The organism is Brevibacterium moorei (assembly GCF_024580735.1).
Classification (GTDB): domain Bacteria; phylum Actinomycetota; class Actinomycetes; order Actinomycetales; family Brevibacteriaceae; genus Brevibacterium; species Brevibacterium moorei.
This window is the reverse complement of record NZ_JANIJX010000017.1, coordinates 16,121-40,886: the sequence shown is the minus strand read 5'-3', so window position 1 is coordinate 40,886 and position 24,766 is coordinate 16,121. Positions and strand designations below refer to the sequence as shown.

General features: G+C 69.4%; 19 protein-coding genes. 9 read left to right on the top strand and 10 right to left on the bottom strand.

The features are described from left to right. Positions 1–28: 28 nt before the first annotated feature. The 5 genes from NQ034_RS11545 to moaA form a co-directional block, all read right to left on the bottom strand. The gene (locus NQ034_RS11545; protein ID WP_257048999.1) at positions 29–958 is read right to left on the bottom strand and encodes a carbamate kinase; all 930 of its coding nucleotides are present in this window, start codon (positions 956–958) and stop codon (positions 29–31) included. A 4-nt stretch (positions 959–962) separates the two neighbouring features. Continuing rightward, a complete protein-coding gene (locus tag NQ034_RS11540; protein WP_257048997.1) occupies positions 963–2,996 on the bottom strand; it encodes a hydantoinase B/oxoprolinase family protein in 2,034 nt (677 codons plus the stop codon). Then, complete coding sequence (locus NQ034_RS11535) at positions 2,993–5,122, bottom strand: hydantoinase/oxoprolinase family protein (protein ID WP_257048996.1); 2,130 nt, start codon at positions 5,120–5,122, stop codon at positions 2,993–2,995. Before NQ034_RS11535 ends, NQ034_RS11540 begins: the two co-directional genes overlap by 4 nt. A 145-nt stretch (positions 5,123–5,267) precedes the next feature. Continuing rightward, the gene (locus NQ034_RS11530) at positions 5,268–5,567 is read right to left on the bottom strand and encodes a MoaD/ThiS family protein (protein WP_257048995.1); all 300 of its coding nucleotides are present in this window, start codon (positions 5,565–5,567) and stop codon (positions 5,268–5,270) included. Positions 5,568–5,589: 22 nt separating this feature from the next. Further along, entirely contained in the window at positions 5,590–6,720 is a 1,131-nt protein-coding gene (gene moaA, locus NQ034_RS11525; RefSeq protein ID WP_257048994.1) for a GTP 3',8-cyclase MoaA, read from the bottom strand. 105 nt (positions 6,721–6,825) lie between these two features. Here moaA and NQ034_RS11520 point away from each other — a divergent pair, with 105 nt between their 5' ends. Together NQ034_RS11520 and NQ034_RS11515 are read left to right on the top strand one after the other, a co-directional pair. Next, positions 6,826–7,887, top strand: coding sequence for a molybdenum cofactor biosynthesis protein MoaE (locus tag NQ034_RS11520; RefSeq protein WP_257048993.1), 1,062 nt, complete (start codon positions 6,826–6,828; stop codon positions 7,885–7,887). Beyond that, entirely contained in the window at positions 7,877–9,034 is a 1,158-nt protein-coding gene (locus tag NQ034_RS11515) for a ThiF family adenylyltransferase (protein WP_257048992.1), read from the top strand. The genes NQ034_RS11520 and NQ034_RS11515 overlap by 11 nt, the downstream gene beginning before the upstream one ends. Here the strand turns inward: NQ034_RS11515 and NQ034_RS11510 are convergent. Next, entirely contained in the window at positions 9,031–9,876 is an 846-nt protein-coding gene (locus NQ034_RS11510; RefSeq protein WP_257048991.1) for an NmrA family NAD(P)-binding protein, read from the bottom strand. The genes NQ034_RS11515 and NQ034_RS11510 overlap by 4 nt on opposite strands. A gap of 229 nt (positions 9,877–10,105) precedes the next feature. Here NQ034_RS11510 and NQ034_RS11505 point away from each other — a divergent pair, with 229 nt between their 5' ends. Beyond that, the gene (locus tag NQ034_RS11505) at positions 10,106–11,605 is read left to right on the top strand and encodes an amino acid permease (RefSeq protein WP_257048990.1); all 1,500 of its coding nucleotides are present in this window, start codon (positions 10,106–10,108) and stop codon (positions 11,603–11,605) included. Between the two features lie 240 nt (positions 11,606–11,845). Beyond that, on the top strand, positions 11,846–13,372 hold the full coding sequence (locus NQ034_RS11500) for an amino acid permease (protein ID WP_257048989.1): 1,527 nt from the start codon (positions 11,846–11,848) through the stop codon (positions 13,370–13,372). 47 nt (positions 13,373–13,419) lie between these two features. Here NQ034_RS11500 and NQ034_RS11495 read toward each other — a convergent pair whose 3' ends face one another. The 3 genes from NQ034_RS11495 to NQ034_RS11485 form a co-directional block, all read right to left on the bottom strand. After that, the gene (locus tag NQ034_RS11495; RefSeq protein WP_257048988.1) at positions 13,420–15,225 is read right to left on the bottom strand and encodes a thiamine pyrophosphate-dependent enzyme; all 1,806 of its coding nucleotides are present in this window, start codon (positions 15,223–15,225) and stop codon (positions 13,420–13,422) included. Next, on the bottom strand, positions 15,222–16,799 hold the full coding sequence (gene amaB, locus NQ034_RS11490) for an L-piperidine-6-carboxylate dehydrogenase (RefSeq protein WP_257048987.1): 1,578 nt from the start codon (positions 16,797–16,799) through the stop codon (positions 15,222–15,224). The genes NQ034_RS11495 and amaB overlap by 4 nt, the downstream gene beginning before the upstream one ends. Before the next feature lie 110 nt (positions 16,800–16,909). Next, positions 16,910–18,106 carry an NAD(P)/FAD-dependent oxidoreductase gene (locus NQ034_RS11485; RefSeq protein WP_257048986.1) on the bottom strand — a complete coding sequence of 399 codons (1,197 nt, stop codon included), beginning with the start codon at positions 18,104–18,106 and terminating at the stop codon, positions 16,910–16,912. A gap of 141 nt (positions 18,107–18,247) precedes the next feature. Between NQ034_RS11485 and NQ034_RS11480 the strand changes: the two genes are divergently transcribed. The 5 genes from NQ034_RS11480 (at position 18,248) to NQ034_RS11460 (ending at position 23,541) form a co-directional block, all read left to right on the top strand. Continuing rightward, positions 18,248–19,174 (top strand): LysR family transcriptional regulator, encoded by a 927-nt coding sequence (locus NQ034_RS11480; protein WP_257048985.1) that lies wholly within the window; start codon positions 18,248–18,250, stop codon positions 19,172–19,174. A gap of 160 nt (positions 19,175–19,334) precedes the next feature. Beyond that, on the top strand, positions 19,335–20,828 hold the full coding sequence (locus NQ034_RS11475; RefSeq protein WP_257048984.1) for a purine-cytosine permease family protein: 1,494 nt from the start codon (positions 19,335–19,337) through the stop codon (positions 20,826–20,828). A 140-nt stretch (positions 20,829–20,968) separates the two neighbouring features. Continuing rightward, positions 20,969–22,282, top strand: coding sequence for a sensor histidine kinase (locus NQ034_RS11470; protein ID WP_257048983.1), 1,314 nt, complete (start codon positions 20,969–20,971; stop codon positions 22,280–22,282). Further along, positions 22,279–22,956, top strand: coding sequence for a response regulator (locus NQ034_RS11465; RefSeq protein WP_257048982.1), 678 nt, complete (start codon positions 22,279–22,281; stop codon positions 22,954–22,956). The genes NQ034_RS11470 and NQ034_RS11465 overlap by 4 nt, the downstream gene beginning before the upstream one ends. Positions 22,957–23,094: 138 nt before the next feature. Further along, positions 23,095–23,541, top strand: a complete 447-nt coding sequence (locus NQ034_RS11460; protein ID WP_257048981.1) for an SHOCT domain-containing protein — start codon at positions 23,095–23,097, stop codon at positions 23,539–23,541. 133 nt (positions 23,542–23,674) lie between these two features. Here NQ034_RS11460 and NQ034_RS11455 read toward each other — a convergent pair whose 3' ends face one another. Continuing rightward, complete coding sequence (locus NQ034_RS11455) at positions 23,675–24,757, bottom strand: LacI family DNA-binding transcriptional regulator (RefSeq protein WP_257048980.1); 1,083 nt, start codon at positions 24,755–24,757, stop codon at positions 23,675–23,677. Positions 24,758–24,766 lie beyond the last annotated feature (9 nt).

Sequence of the window (24,766 nt, the reverse complement as noted above, 5' to 3'; positions counted from 1 at the left end):
CGCCACCGACCGGGCCCGGCGTCCGCCGCTACGCCGTCACCACCGTGCCCGCGGTGCCGGCCACGGCCTCGGGCAGGGCGTCCAAGGAGGCGATCACGCCCATCGGCCCGCCGCCCTCGACGAAGCGCAGGACCGCCTCGACCTTGGGGCCCATGGACCCGGAAGCGAAGGTGCCCTGGGCTGCGATCGCGCGCAGTCCGGCCACGTCCACCTGTTCGATATCGCGTGCCTCCGGCGTGCCGAAGCCCGCGACCGCATAGGGCACATCGGTGGCGATGACCAGCCGGTCCGCGCCCACCGACAGCGCCAGCCTGGCCGCGCTGAGGTCCTTGTCGATCACGGCCGAGGCCCCGTTGTAGCCGGTACCGTCGGGCACCACGGGGATGCCGCCGCCACCGGCGGCCACCACGATCCAGCCGGCGTCCACCAGATGGGTCACGGTGGGCGTCTCCAGGATCTCCTGCGGATCCGGCGAGGGCACGACGCGCCGCCAGCCCTTGGCCCCGAAGTCCTTCCAGACCTGGCCCAGCGCGCTCATCCGCGCGGCGTGGGCCGCGTCCTGGTAGGACCCGATCGGCTTGACCGGATCGTCGAAGGCCGGATCGTCCGGGTCCACCACGGTGCGGGTGACGAGCGCGGTGACGTGCTTGTCGATCCCGCGGGCACCCAGTTCCTTCTCGATCCGGTTGACGATCGTGAAGCCCAGGGTGCCCTGGGTCTGCGCCCCGCACCAGTCCAGGCTGACCGGTGGGAGCTCGACCGATGCCAGCTCGTTCTTGCGCATGATGTTGCCGACCTGCGGGCCGTTGCCGTGGGTGACGACCACCTCGTGGCCGGCCGCCACCAGATCGGCCAGGTGCACGGCGGCCCGGGCGATCGCGCGCCGCTGGGCGTCCGGTGAGGCGTCCCCGTCCGGCCCGGTCATGGCGTTGCCGCCCAGGGCCACCAGTACCCTCATCGCGTCACAGCCAGTCCACGGACGGCGCCTGGGACCCGTCGCCGGCCAGGGCCGCGAAGCCGGGCCCGCGGTCGAAGAACGGCTCCTCGCCGGTGCGTCCGGCTCGCATTTCGGCGCGCAGCGCGTCCGAGGCCGCGACGTCCACCGCGACATCGTCGCCGGTGCCGGTGATCACGACGCCGTAGGAGTCGTGCGCCCCGGCCACGGACACCTTGGCCCAGCGGACATCGCGCAGCACCTCGTCATAGGGCCGCTCCAGCGGGTCGCCCCAGCCGCCGCCGCCGGTGGTGCGGATGCGCACCACCTGGCCGGCCCTGATCGGCTCGTCGTCGGCCAGCGCCTCAACTTCGCGCTCCTCCGGGCCGCCCGGGTCGATGGTGACCTGGAAGGGCTTGCCCGCCAGACCGCCCTTGACACCCCAGCAGGCCAGGATGGACCTGTCGGCGATCGACATGAAGTGTCCGTCCTTGAGCATCCGGATGTGCTTCTCATAGCCCAGCCCGCCGCGGTAGCGGCCGGCACCGCCGGAATCCTGGGCCAGGCCCAGGCGCTCCACTAGGAAGGGGAAGCGGGACTCGGTGAACTCGGTGGGCAGGTTGCGGGAGTCGGGCACCACGTGGATGGTGTCCTCGCCGTCGGAGTAGTAGCGCCCGCCGGAGCCGCCGCCGAGCACTTCGCGCATCAGATAGTCGTTGCCGTCGCGGTCCTTGCCGTAGACGCCGGTGTAGCGGATCGTCTCCTGGTCCGCCGGCATCTGTCCGTCCACGGCCTTGGCGACCACGCCGGCCAGCACGCCCAGCAGGCGCAGGATGACGAAGGTGCGGGCGTTCGTGGGCCCGGGGAACACGGGGGTGAGCAGCGTGCCCTTCTCGGGGAAGCGCATCTCGATGAGCGGCACGATGCCCTCGTTGACGTCCAGTTCGGCCATCCGCTCCGGGGTGTCTGCCAGGTTGCGCAGGATCGGCGCCAGCCACTTCTTCAGGAAGTTCCCGCCCACGTAGTCGCCGCAGTGGTTGATCGGGCCCACAGCCTGGGCCGCAGTGCCGGTGAAGTCGATGATGAGGCGCGGGCCATCGCCCGGGCCGCCCGTCGAGGTCTTCGTCAGGGTGATCCGCTGGGTGTGCAGCATCGGATCGGAGACCCCGTCGTGTTCTGCGTAGTCCTCCCACACGTACTGTCCGTCGGGGATCTTCGAGAGGATCTCGCGCCGGTAGATCTCCGTCGTATTGTCCAGGATCGTGTCGAAGGCGGCCTCCACGGTGTCCACGCCGTAGCGGGTGAACAGCTCGGACAGCCGGCGGGCGCCCATCAGGCAGGCGGAGCACTCCGCGTCCAGGTCCGCCGCGATGGAGTCGGGCATCCGGGAGTTGCGCGTCATGATGCGCTGGGCGGACTTGTTCGGCACGCCCTGGTCCCACAGCTTGATCGGGGGGATCATCAGGCCCTCCTCGAACACGCTGGTCGCGGCCGAGGGCATGGAGCCCGGTGTCGCGCCGCCGATGTCGTCGTGGTGGCCGAAGGCCTGCACGAAGCACACGACCTTGCCGTCGGCGAACACGGGGACGGTCACGCACATGTCCGGCAGGTGGCCGATGCCGCCTTCGGATTCGTAGACGTCGTTGTGGAAGAAGACGTCGCCTTCCTTCATCTGGTCGATGGGGTAGTCACGCACCACGGGGTGGACCAGGGCGGAGTACGATCGGCCGGTCAGCTTGCGCAGCTGCCGGTCGTGGATGCCGGCGCGGAAGTCGTGGGCGTCGCGGATCATCGGCGAGCGCGAGGTCCTGGCGATGGCGGTCTCCACCTCCATCTCCACGCTGGCCAGGGTGCCCTCGACGATTTCGACGACGATCGGGTCGACCGAGGTCCCCTCCGGGGTCAGCCGTTCGCCGTGTTCGTACGGCGTCGGCAGGCCGGCGGGGTTGATCGGTTGGGCCTCGATGTAGTCCTGCAGGGCCTGGCCGGTCAGTGGTTCAAGGCCCAGCATGGATCCGGAGTCGGTGGGGGTCTGCACGGTGTTCTGCGCTGCCTGCGTCACTTGGCTGCCTCCTGGTTTGCGCTGCGGGTGATGATGATGTTCGCCGCCTGGTCGATCCGGGCGGTGAAGCCCGGGTGCAGGGGCACGGTCGAGCCGAATTCCTCGATGATGGCGGGGCCGGTGATGACATCGCCGGCCAGCAGTTCGGGGCGCCAGTAGATGGGCGCTTCCACGAAGCCGGCCTCCGCGTCGAAGCACACGCCGCGTTCTCCGGTGCGGGCCCGCTCGTCGAGGGCCGCGGCCCCGGTCGCCGAGGCGATCTGCTTGATCTGCGGGCGGGTGATCGGGCCGATGCCGGAGACCCGGACGTTGACCCATTCGACTTGCTGATCGGCATTGCCCTCGAAGTCGTAGCCGTAGAGCCGGCGGTGTTCGGCGTGGAAGGCGTGGGTCACCTCGTCCGCCCAGTCGCGGGTGATCGCGCCGGAGGGGGCCGGCACCCTGACCTCGAAGGCCTGGCCGAAGTAGCGCAGGTCGACCGAGCGGTCGAAGCGGTGGTCGGCGGCGGCGAAGCCCTCGTTGTCCAGCGCTGCGGTGGCCTTGGTCTGCAGTTCGTCGAAGATCCCGGCGATCGTGTCGATGTCCAGGCCGATGTCCTTGGCCACGTGGGTCTGCACGTAGTCGTTCTTCACGTCCACGGTCAGCAGGCCGAAGGCGGAGACGTTGCCGGGGTTCAGCGGCACGACCACGCCGGCCAGGTTGAGGATGTCGACCAGGCGGCAGGCCAGCAGCGAGCCGGAGCCGCCGAAGGTCGCGAGCATGAAGTCGCGCACGTCCAGGCCGCGCTTGACGGAGATCTGGCTCAGGGCGTTCGCCTGGTTCCAGGCGCTGATCTCCAGGATGCCGGTGGCGGCCTTCTCCGTGGACAGGCCCAGCTTCGCGGCGATCTGCGCGATGCCGGAGCGGGCGGCGTCCGCGTCCAGCGGGATCTCCCCGCCGAGCAGGTGCGCGGGGATCCGGCCCAGGTACACGTGGGCGTCGGTGATGGTGGGCTCGGTCCCGCCGTTGCCGTAGCAGATGGGGCCGGGGTCGGCGCCGGCCGACTGCGGGCCGACCTTGAGCTGGCCCTCCGGGGTGGTCCAGGCGATCGAGCCGCCGCCGGCGCCCACCGTGACCACGTCGATCATCGGGATCTTCGAGGGGTAGACGCCAACGGAGCCCTCGGTGGTCAGCGCCGGGTCGCCGTCGAGCACCACGGTCACATCGGTCGAGGTGCCGCCGCCGTCGCAGGTCAGGACCTTGTCGAAGCCGGCTTCGCGGGCGATCAGCCCGGCGCCCAGGGCGCCGGCGGCGGGTCCCGAGAGCACGGGGGTGATGGGCTGGTTGACGACCTCGTCGGCGGAGAGCACGCCGCCGTTGGACTTCATGATGTAGAAGGGGATCGCGGCGCGCTTGCCGGCTGCGGTGCCGGTGTACTGGTCGAGGCGGTCGTGGATGTTCGCCACGTACTTCGACACCTTGGGCTTGACGGCCGCGTCGACCAGGGTGGTCATGGAGCGTTCGTATTCGCGGTATTCGCGCAGCACCTCGGAGCTCAGGGAGACGATGGCCCCGGGGTGCTCCTCGTGCAGGATCTGCCGCATCCGCTGTTCGTGCGCGGGGTTGGCGTAGGCGTGCAGGAAGTTCACGCCCAGGGTGGTGATGCCCTTGTCCTTGAACCAGCGCGCCACCGTGCGGGCGGCGTCCTCGTCGAAGGGGCGGACCTCATTGCCCTCGAAGTCCATCCGGCCGCCCACGGTCTTGACCAGGTCGGCCGGCACGATGCGGTCGGGCTTGACCCAGAAGTAGGAGTTGCCGTAGCCGTCGGGCACGGCCTGGCGGGCGATCTCGAGGACGAACTCGTAGCCCTCGGTGGTGATGAAGCCCAGGTCGCCGACCTTGCCCTCGAGCAACTGGTTGGTGGCCACCGTGGTGCCGTGGCTGACCGCCACGATGTCCTCGCCGTCCGCGCCCAACATGCCCAGCACCTTGTCGATGCCGTTGATGAAACCGTCGGCGGGGTTCGACGGGGTCGACGGAGTCTTGGTGGTGGTCAATTCCCCGGTCGCCTCGTTGAATGCGACGACATCGGTGAACGTACCGCCGGTGTCGATACCGATACGGATACGCGAACTGTGATTCGACATCTGAGTCCCTTCAGGCTGCTTTGTCTGCTGAGACTATTTTTCCAAGTGACGGGCATCACTCCATCGGCATATTCCGCCAACCGAAAACACAGTCACCGGCAAAACCTGACAAAGGGTTACCGGGGTGTTTCCACCGGCGGCCTGCTCAGCCCCCGGCGAAGGGCGGGAGCACATCGACCACCGCGCCTGCGGGGACCTCGTCGCCGGGTTCGAGCACCAGGCCCTCGCACAGCAGGCTCGACAGTTCCAGCACCTCGTGCAGGGCGGGTTCGCCGACGGGCGGCTGCGGATGCCGCCGTCCCAGCTCCCGGCGCAGCCCGGCGGCGTCCAGCGCCCCGGCCCGCAGCCCCACCGTCTCCTCGGCCAGGCCGGCGGCCGCCCTGGCCGCGGCGAAGTACCGCACCCGGACAGGGGCCTCGGCCCCGCCGGGGGCATCCCGTGTCATCTCATCCAGTCTCACCGGACCATCATCCCCCGATCGCGCTCATACTGCGCTCCGGCTGGACGTAGTCCGCATCGCCCAGACCCGCATGGTCCATTCCATGGGCGCGGGGCTTGAGCCACATGGCGCGCTGCCAGGTGTCGGCGATGAGGGCGTCGCCCGCCCCGGAGCGCAGCAGCCCGGCCAGATCGAACTCCTCCCGGGAGAACAGGCAGGAGCGGACCCGCCCGTCTGCGGTGATCCGGGTCCGCGTGCAGGCAGCGCAGAACGGCTCCGTGACCGAGGCGATCATCCCGACCCGGCCCAGCACGGCGGCCCTCCCGGGCGCCACAGGGTCCGCCGCGCGGACCTCGTAGAGTTCGGCCGGAGCGCCCCCGCGCGGTTCGGCCACCGGTTCCAGCACGTATTTCCGGGCCAGGGTGGTGCGCAGCCAGGCGGCGTCGACCATCCGCTCGCGCGTCCACCCGTGGTCGGCGTCCAGGGGCATCTGCTCGATGAAGCGCAGTTGCAGGCCGTGGGCCAGGCAGTAGTCCAGGAGTTCGAGCACGGTGTGGTCGTTCTGTCCGTGCAGCACCACGGCGTTGACCTTGATCGGGTCGAGCCCGGCGGCCCGCGCCGCGGCGATCCCGGCGAGCACCCGCGGCAGCCGGTCGCGGCGGGTCATCCGGGCGAACACCTGCGGGTCGACGGTGTCGAGGGACACGTTGATCCGCCGCAGGCCGGCGCGCACCAGGCCGGCGGCGCGCTTGTCCAGGCCTATCCCGTTGGTCGTCAGGGAGATCGGCAGCTCGGGGTGTGCGCTGTGCACCCCGGCGATGATCTCCTCCAGATCGGGGCGCACCAGTGGTTCGCCCCCGGTCAGGCGCAGTTCCCGCACGCCCAGCCGGACCCCGATGCGCACGATCCGCACGATCTCGGCGGCACTGAGCAGGTCCTCGCGCGGGAGCCATTGCATCCCCTCCGCGGGCATGCAGTAGCCACAGCGCAGATTGCACTTGTCGATCACCGATATCCGCAGGTCCTCGCCGATCCGGCCGAACCGGTCGGCCAGCCCCGGCCCTCCGGGGAAGTCCTCCGTGCGCTCCACGAGTCGCCTGCGCGCCACCGTGACCGTATCCTCGCCGCGGACCATCGGCATTCCCAACGCCACAGACATGTGACCGATGTTACCAACCGCGTCGGCGGAGTCCATTCATCGGCCGCGCCCGCTTGGGCGGACGGCGTTGTCCGCCCGGGCGCCCGGTTGGATAGTCTTGGCCCCATGACCGACGTCACCCTCGACCCACAGCCCCGCGCCACCGTCATCGTCGCCTCCACCTCGGCGGCCCATGGCAGGGCCCAGGACCGGTCGGGCCCCGTGTTGGTCGACTGGCTCGCACAGGCCGGCTTCGCCGTCACCGGCCCCCTGGTGGTCGCCGACGGCGCCCCCGTGGGCCACCTGCTGGGCGAACGACTGTCCGCACCGGCGGGCGCGCGGCCCGATCTGATCCTGACCTCCGGCGGCACCGGCGCCACCCCGGACGATCTGACACCCGAACAGACGGCCCGCTACATCGACCGCGAGCTGCCGGGGATCGTGCACGCACTGCTGGCCGGAGGGCGGGAATCCACTCCGCTGGCGGCACTGTCCCGCGGGCGTGCGGGGATCGCCGGGAGCACCGTGCTCATCAACCTGCCCGGCTCCCTCGGCGCGGCGCGCGATGCGATCGCGGTCCTCTCCCCGCTGCTCGGGCACCTGCTGGCCCAGGTCCGCGACATCCGCACCCACACTCCCGAGGCCCCGGCCGAGGCCGCGCCCTCGGCCGGAGACCCGGCGGAGTCCGCCGCGGGCGCGGCGACACCCGATGCGACCGGTGCACCCGGCACAGCCGAAGCAGCCGGCACAGCCGAAGCGGTCCCGGCCGTTGTCACCGGGCTCAGCGAGCTCCCACTGGACCCGGCCTCGGCCCGCCGCGCGGTGTCTCGTGCCGGAGCGGGGGCCACCGTCGACTTCGTCGGCACCGTGCGCAATACGGATTCCGGGCGCTCCGATGTCACCGGGCTGGAGTATTCGTCCCACCCGGATGCAGCCGCGATCATGCAGCGCACCGTGGCCCGGATCGCCGCGGACTTCCCGGAGGCCCGGATCCACTGCACGCACCGGACCGGCCGGCTGGCCGTCGGCGATGACGCGATCGTCGTCGCGGTTTCGGCCCCGCACCGCGGCGAGGCCTTCGCCTGCTGCGCTGCGGTCGTCGATGCCGTCAAGGCCACGGTGCCGATCTGGAAGCGCCAGAGCTATGCCACCGGCGAGCACACCTGGGTGGGCATCGATGGGCACTGAGCCCGATGACCGCTATGCCAGGCAGATCAGCCTGCCCGGCTTCGGCTCCCGCGGCCAGGAGGCTCTGGCGCGGGCCCGGGTGCTGTGCATCGGCGCCGGCGGCCTGGGCTCCCCCGCCGCGATCTACCTGGCCACCGCCGGCGTCGGCACGCTGGGGTTGATCGACGACGATCGGGTCGAACTGTCGAATCTGCACCGTCAGCCCCTGCACACCACCGCGGATGTGGGGCTGAAGAAGGTCGATTCGGCCGCCCGCACGCTGCGCGCCCTGAACCCGGATGTCCGGATCGTGCCGATCGACCGCAGACTGGACGCCGCCGACGCGGTGGAACTCGTGGACGGCTGGGACCTGGTGATCGACGGCAGCGACTCCTTCGCCACCCGCTATATCGTCTCCGATGCCACGACCCTGCTGGGCATCCCCCACCTGTGGGCGGCGGTCCTGGGCTACGGCGGACAGCTCAGCGTCTTCGATCCGGTCACGGGTCCCACCTACCGTGATCTCTTCCCGCGGATTCCAGCGCCAGGGTCGGTGCCCAGCTGCGTGCAGGCCGGGGTCCTCGGCGTACTCCCCGGCATCATGGGCACCGCCCTGGCCGCCGAGGCGATCAAGCTGATCACCGGGATCGGCACTGTGCTGCGCGGCCGGGTGGGCGTCTACGATATGCGCACCGCGCAGTGGGAGTTCATCGACCTCGCGGCCCGGGAATCGACGCTCCGACCGGCCGGCCCCGACCAGATCGGCCAGGGCCTGGCCCCCGCGGTGAGCGCGGGCGAACTGCACCGGCTCCTGGCAGGGACGGGGCACGCTGCGCCCGAGGCTGCTACCGGGACCGGCACCACGGGGACGGCAGTGCCGGTGGTCGACGTCCGCACCCCGGCCGAACACGCCGCCGACGCCATCCCGGGATCGATCAACCTGCCGGTCGAGGACATCGCCGCGGACCCCGTCGGGGCCGTGGCCCGCCTGATGGAACTCGGCGGGGAACCCGGCGCGGGCGCACCGCGCCGGTGCTATGTCTACTGCGAGTCGGGCACCAGGTCGGCCCACGCCGTGCGCCTCCTGGGAGGGACACCCGGCCTGCAACCCATCGACGTGACCGGCGGGATGCGCGCCTGGCGCGCCCTGGAATCCCGGTCCACCTAGGAATCCCGTTCCCGCCGGCCTCCCTGGTCCGCCGCCTCGGCCTCGGGCACCAGGGCACGGCGCAGCAGCCGCTCCATGGACTCGGGGCGACGTCCCAGGAGCATCTGCGCGACCCTGCCTCCGACGGGTAGGCCGTGGGCGTCGTAATAGGCGAACATGGCCGCCAGCCAGTCCCGCTCCCTGGCCTCGAGTCCGGCGCCGGGGCCGGCTGCCCAGTCGTCGACCGACTCCACCCGCAGATCGACCGGTCTGCCCAGTGCCGCCTCGGCGATCCGCGCCACCTGGCGCACCGTCACCAGCTCCGGGCCGCCCAGTTCGTAGCTCGCGCCGGTGTGCCCGGACTCCAGGAGCACCCGGGCCGCGATCGCGCCCACATCGTCCAGGCCGATCAGCCCGAAGGGTGTGTCCGGACTGTAGGCGATCCGGATCTGCGGCTGGGGTTCGCGCAGGCCCGGCAGCAGGTTCTCCGCATAGGCGCACGGCTGCAGGATCGTCCAGTCCAGGCCGCTGCGGCGCACCAGGTCCTCGCTCATCGCCTTGTGCAGGTGGTGCGGCATCTGTGGGGCGTAGGGGGCTGCCACGGAATGGTAGACCACCCGCTCGACCCCGGCCTCGGCCGCGGCGGATAGCCAGGTGTCGACGAATCCCGATTCGTCGGCGCACATATTCGGGGCGATGAGGTAGATGGCCGCGGCCTCTGACAGCGCTGTGCCCGGGTCCGCCAGCTGGGCCCTGCCCACGGCCACGGACTCCTGATCCAGCCGTTTCAGGCCGCCGATCACCGCACGACCCGTCTTGCCGTGCCCGCCGATCACCGCGATCGTCCCTCGGTCCCTACCCATGCTCCACTCCTCTTCCGCTTCTGTGCTGTGCGTTCCCGCGCTGCGCCGTTCCCGCGCTGTGCCGGGGCTCCTTTGCCCCGCCTCGCCGCCGCCAATCCGTCTCGCCGCGATCCTATCCGCCAAGTGACCCAGCCCTCAAAACTATGCACACCAACTTTTACGTGCTTACACTGCACAATGGCGGACTCCGGCCCCGAAGAGCCGTCATCGAGCCGTCGTGAAGGAAGCTATGAAATCCTCGGATTCCGGTGCCCCAGCGGGCGCCACCCCCGATTCCCCCGCCACTGACGAGGTCGTCGTACGCGACCGCGGCAAACTGGCCAATCGCCACGTCACCATGATCACGCTGGGCGGCATCATCGGCGCCAGCCTGTTCGTGGGCTCCGGCGACGTCATCCGCTCGGTGGGCCCCGCCGCCATCATCTCCTATCTGATCGGCGGCCTGCTGGTCTGGCTGACCATGCAGATGCTCGGCGAAATGGCCGCCCGCCGGCCCGCCGTCGGCTCCTTCATGGAGTACGCCGACGAATCACTGGGCGGCTGGGCCGCCTATCTGTCCGGCTGGCTGTACTGGTACTTCTGGGTCGGCATCATCGCCTATGAGTCCGTGGTCGGCGGCAACACCCTCTTCGGCTGGTTCCCCGCAGTGCCCAGCTGGGCCTGGACCTCGCTGCTGGTCGTCATCTTCCTGCTGACCAACCTGTTCTCGGTCCGCATCTTCGGCGAGATCGAATTCTGGCTGGCCAGCATCAAGGTCATCACCATCATCGTCTTCCTCGTCGCCGGCGCCCTGTTCGTCCTGCACCTGTGGCCCACCTCGGGCGCCCACGATCCGGCCATCTCCAATCTGTGGAGCCACGGCGGCTTCATGCCCGAGGGGGCCGGCACCGCAATCGTCGCGGTCGCCACCGTCATCTTCAGCTACTTCGGCACCGAAATCGCCGTCATGGCGGCAGCGGAGTCCGTCGACCCCGCCCGCGGCATCAAACTGGCCACCCGCACCGTCGTCTGGCGCATCCTGCTGTTCTTCGTCGGCGGCGTGCTCATCATCGTCATGGCCGTGCCGTGGAACGAACTGCCGCCCACCGATGTCGCCGCACCCTTCGCCTACGTCTTCGAGATGCTGGGCCTGCCCCAGGCCAAACTCATCATGAACCTGGTGCTGTTCACCGCGGCGATCTCCGTGCTCAACTCCGGGCTGTATTCGGCCCCGCGCATGCTGGCCAGCCTGTCGGACAAGGGCTTCGCCTTCACGTGGATCGGCCGCCGCACCAAGTCCGGCGCCCCGATCGGAGCCCTGCTGCTGTCGTGCGTGGGCGCGCTGGCCGCGATCGTGGCGAACTTCGCGGGGGCGGAGAACATCTACACGTTCATCATGAACTCCGGCGGTCTGGTCGCCCTGTTCGTCTACGTCTGCATCGCCTGGGCCCAGCTGCGCATGCGCATGAAGCTCTCCCCCGCCGAACGCGCCGAGCTGCCACTGAAGGTCGCGTTCGTCCCCTGGCTCAACCTCGTGGTCTTCGCCGCCGTCATCGCCGTCATCATCATCATGCTGCTCACCCCGGGCGGCCGCGCCCAGGTGTTCACCAGCCTGCTGGCCACCGCCGTACTGGTCGTGCTGTGGCCGCTGGTGTCACGGACCCTGCACCGGCGCGGGATCGACACCCGCCCCGCCATGGACATCCGCGCCGAAACCGAGGCGGCCGGAAAGGAGCCGAGCGCTCGCTGACCGCCGCGCGCGGGCCGGGGCGAACCGGCCGCCGCAACCCTGGCCGAGGCCACACCCACCCGGGTGTGTCCTCGGCCACTTCCGTGTCCGGCGGCTCTTTCTGAAACAAACATTCAGTAGACTGACCTGTGCTTTGGAACACTCCATATGCCTGGAGCCACTTCTGCCGCACGGCCCACGTGTGCGCGCAACCGCGCGACGCAGTATCCCCGACAGAAAGACCGATACAGGAAACTCTTGATGAAATCTGAAAACAGACCCCAGCACGGCGATGCCCGCAACCAGGGCACCGGTAAGGACGGCGGTGCCGAACTCGGCGAGCGCATCGACGATATCGTCGTACGCGACAAGGGAAAACTGGCCAACCGCCACATCACCATGATCACCCTGGGCGGCATCATCGGCGCCAGCCTGTTCGTAGGTTCTGGCAATGTGGTGCGCGCAGTGGGCCCGGCGGCCATCATCGCCTATCTGATCGGCGGCCTCCTGGTCTTCCTGGCCATGCGGATGCTCGGCGAGATGGCCGCCCGCAAGCCCGCCGTCGGCTCCTTCATGGAGTACGCGAATGAGTCCATGGGCGGCTACGCCTCGTACCTGACCGGTTGGCTGTACTGGTATTACTGGGCCGGCATCATCGCCTACGAGGCGGTGATCGGCGGCGGGCTGCTCAACGGCTGGTTCCCCGCGGTCCCCACCTGGGCGTGGTCGATCCTGCTGGTGGCCGTGTTCATCATGACCAATCTGTTCTCGGTGCGGATCTTCGGCGAGATCGAGTTCTGGCTGGCCAGCATCAAGGTCGTCACGATCATCGTGTTCTTGGTCGTCGGCGCCCTGTTCGTCCTGCACCTGTGGCCCACCGCCGCAGACCACGATCCCGGCATCTCCAATCTGTGGGCCCATGACGGTTTCGCCCCGATGGGCGTGCCCGCGATCTTCATCGCGATCGCCACCGTCATCTTCAGCTACTTCGGCACCGAGATCGCCGTGATGGCCTCGGCCGAATCCGTCGACCCCGCCCGCGGTATCAACCAGGCGACGAAGACCGTCATCTGGCGCATCCTGCTGTTCTTCGTCGGCGGCGTGCTCATCATCGTCATGGCCGTGCCGTGGGACGAACTGCCCGATCCCTCCATCACCGCGCCGTTCGCCTACATCTTCGGCATGTTCGGCCTGCCGGGGGCCTCGACGATTATGGAGATCGTCCTGTTCACGGCCGTCATCTCCGTGTTGAACTCGGGTCTGTATTCGGCCCCGCGGATGATGGCCGCTCTGGCCGACAAGGGCTTCGCCCCGAGGTTCGTGGCCAAGCGCTCGCGCTACGGCACCCCGGTGGTGGCCCTGTTCGCCTCCTGTGTGGCGGCGCTCATCGCGATCATCGCGAACTACGCCGGCGACAAGGGCACCGTGATCTTCGACTTCATCATGAACTCCGGCGGTCTGGTCGCCCTGTTCATCTACGTGTTCATCGCCCTGGCGCAGTGGCGGATGCGCCTGAAGCTCACACCCGAACAGCGCAAGGGCCTGAAGATCCGCTCCTGGCTCACCCCGTACCTGAACATCCTGGTGATCGCGCTGGTGCTGGTTATCGTCGTCATCATGATCATCGATCCGAATGACGGCGGCACCCGGATCCAGGTGTGGACCAGCCTGATCCTGACCGCAGCACTGTTCGCACTGTGGCCTGCGGTCAAGTCCACCCTGGCCAAGCGCGGAGTCGACACCCGTCCGGCGATGGACGTGCGTCGGGAGCAGGGCCTGCCGGACTGAGCAGGGCCTGCCGGACTGAGCCGGCCCGCCCCGGCCTGCGCATCACCTCAGGCGGTGACGACCTCCACGAAGCGCAGGCCGGGGACGGTGGCCAATTCGGCCAGCGCCGCGTCGAACTCCTCGGGCGTGCCCACCCTGGCGGTGCGCGCGCCGAAGGACCCGGCGTAGGCGATGAAGTCCGGGTTGACCAGATCCGTGCCGGACACCCGGCCCGGATACCGCCCGTCCTGGTGCCGGCGGATCGTGCCGAAGCGCGAGTTATTCACCAGCACCACCAGCACGTTGAGCCCGTAGCGCGCGATCGTCGCCAATTCCTGCCCGTTCATCAGCAGGCAGCCATCGCCGGCGAAGCACACCACCTGCCGCCCTGGCAGGGCCAGTGCCGCCGCGGTGGCGGCCGGCACGCCGAACCCCATGGACCCCGACTGACTTGCCACCTGGCTGGGATAGGCGCGGTACCGGTGGTAGCGCTGGGGGAAGGCGGCGTAGTCACCGGCACCCACGGTCATCACGGTGTCGGCGTCGAAGTGCCGATTGAACACGTCCATGTAGACCGCTGCGGCCGGCGTCTCCGGGGCCGCCGGGTCCGGGCGGGAGACCGCCAGGTAGTTCGCGCGCAGTTCGGCCAGCCATGCAGCCCGCTCCGCCGCCGAGGCCGCGGCCTCGGGCACTGCGCCACCCGGCGTCTGCTCACCGGGCGCCTGCCCGCCGGCGGCCTCGGGCCCGGCCAGGTTCGCAAGCCCCTCGAGGAAGGCTCCCGGCTTCGCCACGACACCGACATGTGCAGGGTAGATCCGGCCGATCACATCAGATGACGGGTAGACGTGGATGAACCGCCTGCCCGGGTCGGAGGCGAACAGCAGATCAGCATTCGCCACCGACAGGCCATCGGGCCTGGCGCCCAGCAGCAACACCACGTCCGCCCGCTGGATCAGGGCGTCCAGGCCCGCCGTGGTGTTCAGGCCCAGGGTGCCCACATAGGCTTCCGAGTCGTTGTCGAGCGCGTGCTGACGGCGCACCACGGTGGCCACCGGGATGCCGGAGGACTCGCCGAACTCGGCCAGCAGGCGCGCCGTCCCGACATCCCAATGGTCCGAACCGGCGATCACCAGGGGCCGGTGGGCCTGTGCCAACAGGGCCGCTGCGCGCTCCAACTCGTGGATGGCCGGCTGCGGATCGGGGCGCGGCAGGCGGGGCACCACGGGCGCGCTGGTCGGTTCGACCAGGGTGTCCTCTGGCAGCACGACCACCACCGGGCCCGGCTCCCCCGAAACCGCCAGGGTCAGGGCGTAGGCGGTGAGCTCCGGGGCCCGCTCCGGGCGGTCGATGACCACGACCTCCTTGGCCAGCCCTGCGAACATGAGCCGGTAGTCAACCTCCTGGAAGGCCCGCCGGCCGTTGACGGCCGTGGGCACCTGGCCGATGAACAGCACCATGGGGCTGGCGTCCTGACCCGCCACATGCACCCCGATCGAGGCGTTCGTGGCGCCGGGCCCGCGCGTGACCATGCAGATCCCCGGGCTTCCCGTGAGCTGCCCGTGGGCCGCCGCCATCATCGCAGCGCCCCCTTCCTGGCGGGTGATCACCAGGTCGATGGACTCGCGGTGCTCGTACAGCCCGTCGAGCACGTCCAGATAGCTCTCGCCGGGCACGGCGAACACGCGCTCGATGCCGAAGGCCAGCAGCTGCTCGACGATCGCGTGCCCGGCCGAGCGCTCGGCAGCGGTGGGGGAAGCCGAACCGGGTGCAGCCGGGTCGGGTGCGACCGCAGCGTCGACGGCCGAGGCCTCGGCCGCCGTGGGCGCACCCGCCCCGGTCGGGGCCTCGCTCACCCAGGCCTCACCGTGCGTCACAGGAACTCGACTCCCTGGGCCAGCGGCAGCTCATCGGAGTAGTTGACGGTGTTCGTCGCCTGCCGCATGTATGCGTGCCAGGAGTCCGTGCCGGATTCGCGACCCCAACCGGTCTCCTTGTTCCCGCCGAAGGCCCCGCCGATCTCCGCGCCCGAGGTCCCGATGTTGACGTTGGCGATCCCGGCGTCACTGCGCGCGATGAAGCGCTCGGCCTCCTTGAGCTCGGTGGTGAACACCGCCGAGGACAGGCCCTGCGGCACCGCGTTGTTCATCGCGATCGCGGCATCGAAGTCCTCGTACTCCATCACGTAGAGGATCGGGGCGAAGGTCTCCTCCGTGACGATCTGCGTCTGAGCCGGCATCTTCACCACGGCGGGCTTCACGTAGTAGGCGTCGGGGGCCTGCTCGACCAGCACCCGCTCACCCCCGGTGAGCACCTGGCCGCCCTGCTCGACGGCGGCGGCCAGGGCCGCCTGCATCGCCTCATAGGCAGGCTTCGAGATCAGCGGGCCCACCAGCACACCGGGAGTCGTGGGCGATCCGATCGCCAGGGTGTCATAGGCCGCGACCAGCGCAGCCGTGAAGTCCTCGGCGATCGACGAGTGCACGATCAGCCGACGCAGTGTGGTGCAGCGCTGGCCGGCGGTGCCGGCGGCGGCGAACACCGAACCGCGGATCGCCAGGTCCTGATCCGCACTGGGAGCCACGATCGCGGCGTTGTTGCCGCCGAGTTCCAGCAGGGACTGGCCGAACCGGCGCGCCACGGCCGGACCGATCTCCCTGCCCATCCGGACCGAACCGGTGGCCGACACCAGGTCCACCCTGGCGTCGTCGACCAGCACCTGGCCGACAGTGCGGTCGCCCACGAGCACCTGTGCCAGGTCCGCGGGCGCCCCGAGTTCCGCAGCGGCGCGCGTCAGCAGAGCCGTGGCGGCCACCGCGGACAGCGTCGCAACCTCCGAGGGCTTCCAGACGACGGGATCGCCGCACACGATGGCCAGGGCCGTGTTCCATGCATAGGGTGCCACCGGGAAGTTGAACGCCGAGATGATGCCAACCACGCCCAGCGGATGCCAGGTCTCCATCAGCCGGTGGCCGGGGCGCTCGCTGGCCAGGGTCTTGCCGAAGAGCTGGCGCGACTGGCCCAGGGCCAACTCGCAGATATCGATCATCTCCTGGACCTCGCCCTCGGCCTCCGAAGGGGTCTTGCCGGCCTCCACGGTGACCAACTTGCCCAGATCCGCCTTATGCTCGCGCAGCAGCTCGCCCCAGCGCTGCACCACCTTGCCGCGCACGGGGGCCGGCACATCGCGCCAGGTCTCGAAGGCGGCGCGGGCCCGGTCCAGTTTCGCCGAGGCCGTGTCCGGGGTGTCGGCGGCCAGTTGGCCGAGCACATCGCCGGTCAGCGGCGAGCGCGCGGGAATGGTGGGGGCCGTGCCGGAATCCGCAGAAGCGGAAGCGCCGGCGGCGCCGGAATCCGCACCCAGCAGGGCCTCGAAGTCGAGCCCGCAGCCGGTCAGGCCGGCCTGTGCCAGGGCGAGCACGTCCTCGCGTGTGGGAAGGGATGACGTCATGGTGTTTCCTTTCTCTCCGCCCCGTCCACTACTTGACGAAATGTTGATATATCGGGATTTTCGCCCGAAAGTCGACATTTCGGTAAGTAGTGGACGAGGTTGACGATGGGTTAGACGAAGTTCAGTTCGGTTCGGGTGGATTGGGTTGCGAAGCGCTGCACGGACATGCCGGAGACATCGACGAAGGGGGTGGCGCCCAGGTACAGGTCGCGCACCACCTCGCCCACCGCCGGGCCCTGCAGGAAGCCGTGGCCGGAGAAGCCGCAGGCGTAGATGAAACCGGCGACCTCCTCGGCCACGCCGATGAGCGCATTGTGGTCGGGCGTGCACTCGTAGAGGCCGGCCCAGCCGCGCCCCAGTCCAACATCGGTCAGGGCCGGCGCGCGCCGTTCCATGAGTTCGCCCAGGTGGTCCAGCCAAGCGGGGTCGCGGCGGGTGTCGAAGGCATTGACGTCCCCGGCCTCTGGCGCACCGAACAGCAGGCCCGAGCCCTCCGAGTGGAAGTAGAACGAGGTGGAGAAGTCGATGGTGAAGGGCAGCCTGCGCGCATCGAAGGCGCTGATCGGCTCGCTCACCACGATCTGGCGGCGCAGCGGGGTGACCGGCAGGTCCACTCCGGCCAGCGCGCCCACCTGCTGCGACCAGGCGCCGGCGGCGCACACCACGGTGCCGGTGGCGATCGGCCCGGCGGACGTGTCCACTCCGGTGACGGCCCCGGATTCCACCGTGATCCCCGTGACCGAGGTCCCCGTCAGGATCGTCACGCCCAGTCGGCGGGCGGCGCGGGCATAGCCGGCCACTGCGGACTCGGGGGTGCAGTGGGCGTCATCGGGGTTGAAGGCCGCCCCGACCAGGCCGGTGGTGGAGATGACGGGGCACAGTTCGGCGGCCTGGGCGACGGTCAGCATCCGTGAGTTCTGTCCCATGCCCCGCTGCACGGCGACATTGTCCTCGAAGGCCGCCGCGTCCTCGGCGCCGTCGAGCAGGAACAGGTAGCCGCTGCCCACGAAGTCGATGTCCTGGTCGAACAGGTCCTTGAACCGGCGGAAGGTCTCCAGACTGCGGGCGCCCAGGGCGATGTTGACGGCGTCGGAGAACTGGCTGCGCAGACCGCCGGCGGCGCGGCAAGTGGAGCCCGAGCCCAGTTCGTTGCGCTCGATCACGACGATGTCGGTGACCCCTGCGCGGGCCAGCTCATAGGCGCTGGCCACGCCCATGATGCCGCCGCCGACGATGACGACGGTCGCATTCGCCGGTGCAGGGCGGGCAGCCGGAGTGGGTCGGGCGGGTGCTGTGGGAGTGGACATGACACCACCTTTCTGTGGCGTGACTCAGTGTTTTGGATCTGTGTTGCGTATCACTTTCCAACAGTCTCACCGGTAGAAACCATTAGGTCTATCGATAGGATTTGAATGTTCCGTTTAGGTCTACTGGATAATGAGCCCCATATGAACTGGACCCTGACACAGCTGCGCGCCTTCGTCGCAATCGCCGACCACGGCACTATGACCCGTGCCGCCCGCGAACTGGGCTATACCACCGGGGCGGTCAGCCAGCACATCTCCGCCCTCCAACGGGCCACCCGCGCCACCCTGCTGCGCCCGGCCGGCCGCACGGTCGAACTGACCCCGGCTGGCCGCGCCCTGCTGCCGCGGGCCAGGCGGATCCTGGCCGCCGAGGCCCAGGCCGCCGAAGCGCTGCGCGGGGCCCAGGCCGAGTTCGTCCAGACACTGACGCTGGGCGTGTTCGGCTCCGCCTCGCTCGTGGCGATCGGCCCGGTGCTCGAACGCCTGGCCGACACCGGGGTGCAGGTGCGCGCGCACGAGGTCGACGTCGAACACATGCAGCAGGCCGTGATCGAGGGGCGCATCGACGTGGGCATCGGCATCGACTACCCCGCCGCGCCCCTGGCACCTCTGCGCGGAGCGCGGATGGTGCCCCTGCGCCACGAGACCTTCATGGTCTACGGCATGCGCGGCGGGCTGCCCGCCGATCTGCACACGGCCCCGTGGATCCTGCCGCCGAACGACTCGTCCTTCGGCCGAGCCCTGCGCTTCGCCTGCGCGGACCTGGGTTTCGCCCCGGTGGAGCGGCACATCGTCACGGACACCGCGGTATCCCTGGCCATGGCCGGCGCCGGGGTGGGGCTGACCCTGGCCACCCCCACGATGCTGGCCCTGGCGCCGGGCGTGGCCACCGTGGTGCCCGGCACCGAATGCGGTGCGCGCACGATCGTGGCGATGGTCCGCGCCGAGGTCGAGGACGGGGCGGCGGGCACGACAGCGGGCACCTCAACTGACACGACGGCAGGCACGACAGCGGACGGTCCGGCGGCCGAGGTCCTCCTCGAGGCACTGCAGGAGACCTTCGGATAGCGGATAGTCGGCGGGCCGACGGTGCGAATCGGGCCAGGCCATCGGACCAGGCCCCGCAGTCCGGGATGTCGGACGCTTTCACCTCCCGACACGCTTGTGTCACCGGTCACGTTTGAGAACATGGCTAGCGCCCCACTCGGACAAGACCAGGAGAACCTCTATGGCGACCGAACCCGAACACCCGCACAAGAGACTGGACCCGGATCCCCGGGATCTGCACTATGCCGTCGAAGAAGGCGCTCAGAGCCTGGTGGAGGCCCGCACCATCGACTGGGTCCCGGAACGCGAACGACATGGCAGGCCGTTCTCCCAATTCACCCTGTGGTTCGGATCGAACACGCAGATCACCGCCATCGTCGACGGGGCGCTCGCCGTCACCGCCTTCAAGTCCGGCGCCCTCTGGGCGATCATCGCCCTGCTCATCGGCAATATCATCGGCGGGGTGATCATGGCACTGCACTCCGCTCAGGGCCCCAAACTCGGCTTGCCGCAGATGATCTCCTCCCGCGCACAGTTCGGTGTGATCGGCGCGGTCGTCCCCTTGGTCCTCGTCGTCCTCATGTATATCGGGTTCGCCTCCACCGGCGCAGTGCTCTCCGGACAGGCGGTCAACGGGATCCTGCGAGTGGAGACGCCGTGGGTCGGCATCGTGATATTCGGCGTCCTCACCGCGGCGGTCGCGCTCCTGGGGTACCGGTACATCCATGTGCTGGGCCGGATCAGCACGATTACCGGCTTCATCGGGTTCGTCTACCTGTCCATCTGTGTGATCACCCAGGTGGACCTGGGCGCCGTCTTCGGTGACACCACCTTCTCATTCCCGACCTTCCTTTCGGTGGTGGGACTGGCGGCCGGGTGGCAGATGACCTACGGACCCTATGTCGCCGACTATTCGCGCTACCTCCCCAGTTCCACCAAGCAGTCCACAACATTCGGCTGGACGTTCCTCGGATCGGTCGTCGGCTCGCAGTGGTCGATGATCCTGGGCGTCATCATCGCCACCGCCGCGGGCGAACTGTTCCTGTCCAACCAGGTCGGGTTCATCGGCGAGCTGGCCGGCGGCGGAGTGCTCGCCCTGCTCATGTTCATCGTCATCCTGATGAGCAAGCTGACGGTCAACACCCTCAACGCCTACGGCGCCTTCATGTGCACTCTGACAATCGCCACCTCGTGGAACCACCGCGCCGCGGTCACCAAGGCGACCCGAGCGGTTTTCGTCTGCACCATCGTCGCACTCACCGTGATCGTGGCCCTGGCCGCATCCGCAGAGTTCCTGGGCTTCTTCAAGAACTTCGTCCTGCTCCTGCTCATGGTGTTCACCCCGTGGTCGATCATCAACCTCGCGGACTACTACCTGGTGTCCAAGGACCGTTTCGACATCCCCGCGCTCTATACACGGAAGGGACGCTACGGCAGCTGGAACGCGGCGGCGCTGACCAGCTACGTCATCGGCGTCGTCGTCCAGATTCCGTTCCTGGATCAAACGCTGTACACGGGTCCGATGGTCGAGCTGATCGGCGGCGCAGACGTTTCCTGGATCCTCGGGCTGGTCGTCACGGCCCTCATCTACATTCCTTGGGCCCGCAGGATCAATGTCGCACCGCCCGCGACGATCTTCCCGGAACACGAGGAGGGGCGAGCGGTCTCCCTTTGAGCGCTCGTCCGGGTACTCGGCCCACGGCCTGTGGGGATGAGACAGCGGTGGGGTCTCCCCATTCCTCATCCCCCGGGAGTACCCGGACGGCCTCCTCCCGGACGACGCCGGGCACTGATTCCGCCGCGTAGACTCGGCCCATGCACGGGGATCGAGACGGGGATCGACACACCGGCCGGCCGGCGGGCACCACCGCCCGGCCGCCCGCGCTCCTCGTGGCCGCAGCCGCCATCGCCCTGCTCGTGCAGACCCCGCCCACCATCGCCCTGGGCGTGCTGCACAGCCAGTCCACGGCCTGGATCGTCCTCAAGGTCGTGCTCGCCGCGGCTTCCGCCCTGACCCTGCTCGCCGCGGCCCGCCGGCCGGGTCCCACCGTCGCGGTGATCGCCGGACTGTCCCTGGCCATGCTGTTCGTCCCGCCCCAGCTCGGTCCGCCCCCGCTCGCGCTCGGTTTCGCCCTGATCGCCGCCCTGGTGTGGGCCGCGCCCGTCTGGGCTGTGGCCTCGGCCGGGGCGGCCTGGCTGGCCGGTGTCACGCTGGTCGAATTCCTCTCGCCGCAGCACGCGGGCCCGCGCATCATCGCGGGCACCGTGGCCCTGGCCGTGTGCACCGGCATCGGTGTGACGATCCGGACCAGGACGGCCCGCGCCACCCGCCGCGCACAGGAACTCGCCGAGCGCGCCAGGGCCGCGGAACAGGCCGAACGCGCGGCCATCGCCCGCGAACTCCACGACGTGCTGTCCCATTCGCTCAGCCAGATCTCCGTGCAGTCGGGCATGGGGCTGCACCTGTTCGACCGCGACCCTGCACAGGCGCGCGAGGCCCTGAGCAATATCCGACGACTCGCCGGCTCTGGCCTGGCCGAGGCCCGTGGTGTGTTGGCGGCACTGCGCGGCGAGGATGCCCCGCTGAGCCCCGCGCCCCAGCTCGCCGAGCTGCCCGAACTCATTTCCGCGCACCGCTCCCTGGGCCTGGACATCGTCTTCGACGACCGGATTGCGGACGCCGGTCGGACCCGGCCCGCCGGTCCCATTCAGGCGACCGCCCTGCGGATCGTGCGCGAGGCCCTGACGAACGTCCTGCGGCATTCCGCGGCGGACCGTGCGCTGGTCCGCTTGGAGCGGGACGGGGACCGGCTCGTGGTGCTCGTCGAGGACGACGGGGTCGGGCCGGACGAGCCGACGGAGCCCAGCGGGTCTGTGGGCCGGAACGGGCCTACGGACCCGGGCGGGCAGGCCGGCTCGCGACACGCCCCCTCCGGTGGCGGGCTGCGCAGTATGCGCGAGCGCGCCGAACTGGCAGGCGGCACCCTGGAGATAACCGCGGGAGCTGCGGGCCGCGGCACCCGCATCACCGCGCGCCTGCCCTGGGCGCAGGACCCGGCTGCAGACCGGGTTCCAGACCGGGCCGCGCATCCGGCCACTGACCCGGTGGATGAAGAGGAGCCGACATGATCCGCGTGGCCCTGGCCGATGATCACCAGCTGGTGCGCGCGGGCTTCCGCGCCCTGCTCGACGCCGAAGAGGACATCGAGGTGGTCGCCGAGGCCGCCGGCGGGCATGAGCTCCTGGCCGCCGTGCGGGACGCCGCGGACCGGGGCGCCCCCGTGGACGTGGTCCTCGTCGACATCCGGATGCCCGAGGGCGACGGCCTGTGGGCCACCGAGCAGATCGCAGCGGATCCCGCCTTGGACGGACTGCGCGTGGTGATCGTGACGACCTTCGAACTCGACGAGTACGTGGTCCGCGCGATCAGGGCCGGTGCCGCGGGCTTCCTGGTCAAGGACACGGAACCGGCCAATCTCATCCGGGCCGTCCGCGCCGCCTGCGCCGGGGACGCAGTGCTCTCACCAGGGGTGACACGCCGGCTGCTGGACCGAGCGGCCACCGGACTGCGCGCCACGCCCGATACCGCGCTGCTGGCGGGGCTGACCGAACGCGAACACGAGGTGCTGCGGCTGGTGGGACAGGGCTTGACGAACGACGAGATCGCCGAGCGGCTCGTCCTCTCCCCACTGACCGCGAAGACTCATGTCTCCCGCATCATGCAGAAACTGCGGGCCCGCGACCGCGCCCAGCTGGTGGTCACGGCCTATGAGGCCGGCCTGGTGGCGCCCGGCTGGCAGTAGCCTCGGCCCCGGTACTCCCCCGGGAGCACGGCGGAACACTCCCCGGGCCGGATGTGCGGCGGCCCGGTTCGGGCTTGGATGGAGGTACGAATCGGCCCCGCGCTCATTGCCGGGGCCTCCAGCGCAGAGGAGATCATCATGTTCAGCGCACTCGCCGCCTCCGCGGCAACCACAGTGGCAGCGGCAAGCTCGGCGGTCACCACCGCACCGGCCGGCGGAGACGACTCCGGTGGGGTCGGCGGCTACATCCGCGGCGGCCACGGCCCCTTCGGACCGGGCGCCGGCGGACCGACCGGCTACGGGCCCGGAGGATTCGGCCCGCACGTTCCGCCGTTCGTCCCGTTCATCGGCATGTTCTTCACCGCCCTGTTCATCGCCGCCATCGTCGTGCTCGTGGTGCTGCTGGTCAGGCGCACCTCGGCGCTGCGCGGGCTGCGCTCGCAGCAGGCCGGCCCGCTGTTCCAGGCCCAGCGCACCCTGGCCGAGCGCTTCGCCCGCGGCGATATCGACGAGGTCGAATACCGCGAGCGCCTCGAAGTCCTCCGGGCCAACACCGCCGCCGAGGCCGCACCCGGGCGGCCGTGACCGGCTCCGGCTGGGCGAACTCCGGTACAACAGGTCAGCACCGCGGTTTTCCCGGTTTGAATCGGGATTCCGATTCAAACCGGGAAAACCGCGGTGGAGTTCCACCTGGAATAGGTGAATGTCCGCATGGACGCTACCGACTTGTGGCCGGCGCTTGCGCAATACTGGCCCCGGCTCGCCTGATAACCGGTATCACGTCGACGATCGCATCCCTCGTCTTCTCCTCGGAAAGTGCTGCAAGGAGCTTTTCCGCGGCCCGGGCACCCATTTCGACTCCGTCCAGTTGAATCGTCGTCAGGGGGACCCTGGTGAATTCGACCCAATCGTCATCGCTGAACACGACGATCGACAGGTCTTCCGGCACATGCATACCGAGCTCGCCAACCGCACGATAAAGACTGCGCGCCTGGTACGAGTCCACGGCCGCAATGGCAGTTAGGTCCCGGTGCCCTCGCAGCCAAGTGGTCAGCCGGTCTTGCGCGTCCGGACTTCGATGCGGACTCAGCAGTAAGTCGTCCTCCTCGACCTGCAGGCCGTTTTCCTGCAGTGTCTTGACGAAACCCCTGACACGGAGGACGGATGGTCTATCAGCTCCGTGAACGCTCAGCTCCGCGCCTCCGTCCCGCTGGACCTCACCTGGAGTGACGACGATCGGTTCTTCCGTCTGGACAGCAGCCGTCATGCCGATTCGGCGGTGTCCAGCATCCACCAGTAGCTGCGCAGCCAGACTTCCTGCTCCGACATTGTCGGATACCACCCCAGACACGTCCTCAGGGGCACGGTCGAGATAGACAACCGGCACAGTGGCATCGGCCAGATGCGATCGCTCTTCAACGATCACCGGTGACACGATCAGGCCTTCCACACCATGGGACAGCAGTGCCGATACCCCATCACGTTCCACTCCGAGCTGATCCGAACTGGTGAAGACCACCACCTGGTAACCTGCGGGCTCGGCAACACGGCAGATTCCGGCAAGGGCCTGGGAGAAGAGCCCATCGGAAATATCTGCGCAAATGAAGCCCAAGAGCTGGGTACGTCCGTTGCGCATCGCCCTGGCCAGCTTCGAAGGCGCATAGTCAAGTTCTTCCGCAGCCCGTAGCACAGCATTTCTCACCGTGTCGCTGGCATATCCATAGTCGCCCAGTACACGTGCGGCACTGGCACGCGAAACTCCGGCGGCGGCGGCAACATCCTTGAGCGTCACATTCTTCATCCGACGGCC